The 4,894-nt window shown below is 41.9% G+C and carries 4 protein-coding genes and 2 pseudogenes; 2 read left to right on the top strand and 4 right to left on the bottom strand.

All coding sequences use genetic code 11. The annotated features are described in order from the left end of the window. A pseudogene (locus BGK49_RS29235) lies at positions 1-115 on the top strand (IS630 family transposase); the annotation flags it as partial. Between the two features lie 153 nt (positions 116-268). Here the strand turns inward: BGK49_RS29235 and lpxM are convergent. The 4 genes from lpxM to BGK49_RS09555 all read right to left on the bottom strand — a co-directional run bounded on the left by lpxM (position 269) and on the right by BGK49_RS09555 (position 4,166). Continuing rightward, the gene (lpxM, locus tag BGK49_RS09570; RefSeq protein WP_005027201.1) at positions 269-1,213 is read right to left on the bottom strand and encodes a lauroyl-Kdo(2)-lipid IV(A) myristoyltransferase; all 945 of its coding nucleotides are present in this window, start codon (positions 1,211-1,213) and stop codon (positions 269-271) included. Positions 1,214-1,277: 64 nt separating this feature from the next. Further along, positions 1,278-2,228: a virulence factor VirK gene (virK, locus tag BGK49_RS09565; protein WP_005045525.1), complete on the bottom strand. Its 951-nt coding sequence runs from the start codon at positions 2,226-2,228 to the stop codon at positions 1,278-1,280. Positions 2,229-2,232: 4 nt separating this feature from the next. Beyond that, positions 2,233-3,321: a putative hexosyltransferase CapU gene (capU, locus tag BGK49_RS09560; protein ID WP_005027207.1), complete on the bottom strand. Its 1,089-nt coding sequence runs from the start codon at positions 3,319-3,321 to the stop codon at positions 2,233-2,235. A gap of 2 nt (positions 3,322-3,323) precedes the next feature. Then, positions 3,324-4,166, bottom strand: a complete 843-nt coding sequence (locus tag BGK49_RS09555) for a polysaccharide deacetylase family protein (protein WP_000931198.1) — start codon at positions 4,164-4,166, stop codon at positions 3,324-3,326. A 482-nt stretch (positions 4,167-4,648) separates the two neighbouring features. On the opposite strand from BGK49_RS09555, the pseudogene BGK49_RS30970 reads away from it, so the two are divergent. Next, a pseudogene (locus BGK49_RS30970) lies at positions 4,649-4,801 on the top strand (hypothetical protein); the annotation flags it as partial. Positions 4,802-4,894: the final 93 nt, after the last annotated feature.

Here is a 4,894-nt window from a genome sequence, read left to right as displayed (position 1 = left end):
AATAACGCGTAATCATCAGTGCCGCTCAATGTGGCAACTGTTGAAAAAAGTTCGCCATTTTATGGAAACCGTCAGCCCATTCCCCGGAGGCAAACATGGACTGGCAAAAGTGTAGCGGTATTAAGCGCAGCTATTTAGGCATAAATTAAATTTAACGAACTGCATCTACACAGTCCTCCGTGCCAAACGGGCAACACACGGAAGGGGGATGTGTTTCGATTGGTAACCTGTAAGAAACAACTAGTGGAAATACCTGTACTTTATAATTTCAAGGGTACGGGTCCGCTTCGTTTGATTTGCGCGTTTTTAACAATTTTAAAACCCAGATATACTGTTCCGGATGTGACCCCACCAAAATTTCCACTGTTTTGTTCATTTGTCGGGCAATCATTTTATTGTCCGCGCTGGCAATGCATGCATCCATTGGTGGCCGAACTTCAATAGTCAGGAAATGTTTTTTTTCATCATAAACCGGGAAAAGCGGTATAATCATAGCCTGACTGATGTTCATCAGACGTCCAATAATTGGTAATGTCGCTTTATAGGTCGCAAAAAAATCAGCAAATTCACTGTATTCAGGACCATGATCCTGATCTGGAAGGTAATACCCCCAGTATCCCTGGCGTACTGACTGAATAAATGGTTTTATCCCATCCTCACGGGAATGTAAGCGCCCCCCGAATTTACGCCGTACAGAATTCCAGACATAATCAATCACTGGATTTCGTTGCTGATGAAACATGGCGGCCATTTTTTCCCCCTGAGCTGCCAGCAACATTGCAGGAATATCCACGCTCCAGCCATGGGGAACCAGAAAAATCACATTTCTGTTATTGTATCGAATTTCCTCAAGAATTTCGAGGCCTTTCCAGAACACTCGTTTCTGGAACTTTTCCGGACCACGAATTGCCAGTTCTGCCATCATCACTATGGATTGCAATGCTGTGGCAAACATTTTGTCGACAATTATTTCCCGTTCTGTATCACTCTTTTCTGGGAAACAAAGCGATAAATTAATCGTCGCCCTGCGACGAGCTTTTTTGCTCAATCTGCCCGCCCAACGCCCTATTTTTGCCAAGACAGGATCTCTGAATGAAGGGGGAAACATTGAAATACCTGCAATCATTCCCAAAAGGAACCATGTAGACCAGTAAACAGGGGAAAGATAATTTTTCTTAAATTCAGGAATAAACTCAGATTTATATTTTTTCATTATTTAGTGCGAATGCCTCTACCAATATTATCATTACTGTTTTATTCAGAGAATACATCAAACCTTAATTTAAATCCTGATGTTCTGAGTGTACAGGATATGCATCCAAAGAGCGGATAGTAGTTTCATGGATATAATCCAGCAAAGCGTATCGTTTTCGGTACTCAGAGCGTTTTTTACTGGCTATATCGCTTAGCGGCTTTCGAATCACCTGGGTTGGTAATCTGTACCAGTCACCACAGGTTTTTCCTGCTACAGACTCCCAGAAATCACTATAGACCGCAACAAAGGTTTTGCGTTTCTGATACCAGTATCTCAATTGTCGGAAAACATGACTGTGCTCACTGACTGCCAGACACTCAGAGATATTGCAAGCTTTCATCAACGCACAAAATGCTTCAAAAATAATCCGTTTTGGGAAAATCCCATAACAGGCCCGGGTTGCGCACCGAATAACATCAGGTCCGGTATTTTTAGGGGCTCCCTGTAATCCGCCAATAAAAGCAATGTGTCCATTTTGAGTCAGAATGACTGAAAATGTTAACCGGGTAATAACTGTTTTATTGTAAAACAATGACAACATCAACTCTCCTTCCCGGTCAAAACCACTGGGAGAACACTGGATATCAAAATTCTCTCCATCTTTCCCGATGAATTGGACTAATGATACCGATTTTTGTGGAAACAAAAATTTAGAATATTTTTCTGGCAATTTTTGCACAAAGCGATAATGCTCAAGAATATATTGTCCACGGGTCCAGGCGCGCCCCCCTTTATGCAAATAAGGGCGATGAATTCTTGCTGGCAACGTGGGGTGTATTGCCAGAATATCCTCAATGCACGGCAAGGAACGCAGTTCGTAATAATATCGAATACTGGCAACCGGATTTATAGCACATCGCAAAATGTACATGAACCGGAATTTTCTGTGTTCCCACTTCCCCGGGAGTGAATCTGAGGAAAAAACAATCCTTTTAAGGAAACCGATAAATGATAAGTTACTTACAGAAAACATATTGTTACTTGTGCTTCGCTAATGTGAGTATTTTTAACGCAGTTTTATTAATATCAAACCGCTCTTCTATATCCTGTTTTGCCTGGCGAGCCATCTGATAAAAACGCCCAGGGTCATTAAAAAAATCATTCAGGGCGCACATCCATGCGTGCTTATTACCTGCTGGTAACAATGTCCCGGTCTGGTTGTTCTGAATAACATCAGGGATTCCACCAATCTGACTGGCCAGTACAGGCACAGAAAATGCCGATGCTTCTGCCAGTACCATACCAAACGATTCGTTTTCTGAAGGCAGAACCACCAGACTGGCAACCCGATATACGGGGGCGGCAGGAAAAACATTGTCAGCAATAAAAACATCATCATGCATGCCCATACTGTCAATCTGATACTGTAAATGCTCCCGCAGTTCAGGCGAACCAGACCCCACAATCAACCAACAGAACTGTCGTCCATTCATTTTTAAATGGAACAGTAAATTCAACATAAATTCGTGCCCTTTTTCCGGGCGCAACATTCCTACCTGAGCAATAACGGGGCATCCCCTTCGGGACGCCAGCCAAGAAAGAACATTTGGAGGCAAACTGTTTCGGGAATCAACGTATAATTTCTGGAAATCAAAGCCTGGAGGCACAACAGTAACCCGGGTTCGACATCCTTCCTGCTCCAGATGTGTCTTCATACTTGTTCCGGGAACAATCACCTCATCGCAAAAATGATTTATTGAAAAAACTTTTGTTTTTCGTGTCAAATATGTCTTTTGCCTGATAATTCTGAATGGATGTTTCCAAGTGAATAACCGTACTAAACCAACAATATTGCTATCATGCCCACTGTGACAAACGATTGCATTGGGCTGAAAACCATGAACTATTCCGAGTAATCTCCATGCAGTAGGGATGTGAAGACTGTTTCGAAATAACGCGAATGTGATATCAATTCCCAATTTACTGGCTTCAAAAGCAATTTTGCTGTTTTCCCTGCAGACAAGCAGAACTGAATGCCCCATTTTCTTCAGGGCCTTCATTTGAGCAACAGCCTGTAATTCCTGACCACCTATATTCGGTGATGATTCCGTAAATAGTATATTCATTATTAATCATCCGGTAATCTTGGCCCCTTATGAAAGGCCAGCAACGATGAAAAAAACGGTGTTGTATAATAAAAAAGTCGTCTTTTCAGCCATGCGCAACTTTCCCGTTCTTTGGTGCTTATTCTTCCTATCCGTGTAGTTCCTTTAGCAGGAGCATTCATTCTTCTTTCTGTTGTATATAAATAATAGAATCCAAGTTCTTCAGCGACCTGAATATAATCCTTGTTATAATAACCTTCCGGCCAACACAAATGTTTACTGCATTTTCCTGTCATTTCTTTCAAATATTCTCTCCCGCTCAACAAGTCCTGCCGAAGATGTTTACACTGTTCTTCTCGTGAACTGAACTTTTTATCCCAGCGTGTATGAGTATGCGTATGAACATGAAATTCGACCAGACCAGATTGCAACATTTCGTTTACTTCAGACCAGCGAAGCATAACATTATCAGCATTCCCTGTCGCTATTTGATGTTCGCAATCGCGATGAGAATATTCCTTTCCAGGAGAGTGACGAACCGGACCATTCCCAATAAAACCGGTAATTAAAAAAATATGTGCTTTGAGATTAAACTCTTTTAATAAAGGATATACCTGAAACCAGTTGTCAAGGTATCCATCATCAAATGTCAACATAACGCTTTTCCGGGGGAGTTTTCCGCCCCGATAAAAAAACTCCAGTTCATCTGATGACAGTGTTTTCCAGTTGTTTTCAGCCAACCATTTCATTTGCTTCCGGAATGTCACGGGAGAAAGTGTAACCAGTCCGGGGCAATGACTGACATGATGATACATTAATACCGGAACATGATTGGCTTTGAACAAAATGCCCCCTTCGTTTAACATTTAAAGTTTCTGGCACCTAGTAAGCAGAGACAAAAGGAAAACCCAATAAAGCTGGTGCATTTTATTTCCAGATACTGGATGAATAACATAGCAAACCCATGGTATACTTGATATATTTTACTAAATTAAACATCAACAATTCATAAACAATGATATATTATCATATCTTTTAAAAACGACTCACTAAGAACCTTGAGGTGGCACACTGAATTTGGCTACCTGAACAGAGGTGATATGTTCACCTCAGAACAACACAGGTGCTCCAATGAAAAAAAGGAATTTCAGCGCAGAGTTTATTTACGGGGTGACGCTTTCATTAACCTGTACACGAACTTCTATTCCGGCATCATGACAGGCCTGCAGCTACTGCGCCATTTCCAGCGGATCGCCCTCCCGGCGTACCACCCCACCTTCTTTATTCCATAACTGCAGAGCATTTTTCTGATTGTTCCATCTGATTTCGGGGGGTATTCCGGGCAAGGTTGTTCAGTAAGGCATTCCTTCGTAAAATCAGCATGTTTTTTGCACGACGGAAACCGGCAGCCATGAAAATCTGTCTTTATCATACTCTGAATCCTGACACGATCCCGGGTTATAAAAAATTTGCACAGGCTATTGCCACCGATAACTTGGTAATGCTGCCAACTTACTGATTTAGTGTATGATGGTGATTTTAAGGTGCTTGCGTGGCTTCCATTTCCATCAGATGTCCTTCCTGCTCCGCTACT

The organism is Shigella sp. FC1544 (assembly GCF_001722145.1).
Lineage (GTDB): Bacteria > Pseudomonadota > Gammaproteobacteria > Enterobacterales > Enterobacteriaceae > Escherichia > Escherichia coli.
This window is presented reverse-complemented; position numbering and strand designations above follow the sequence as displayed.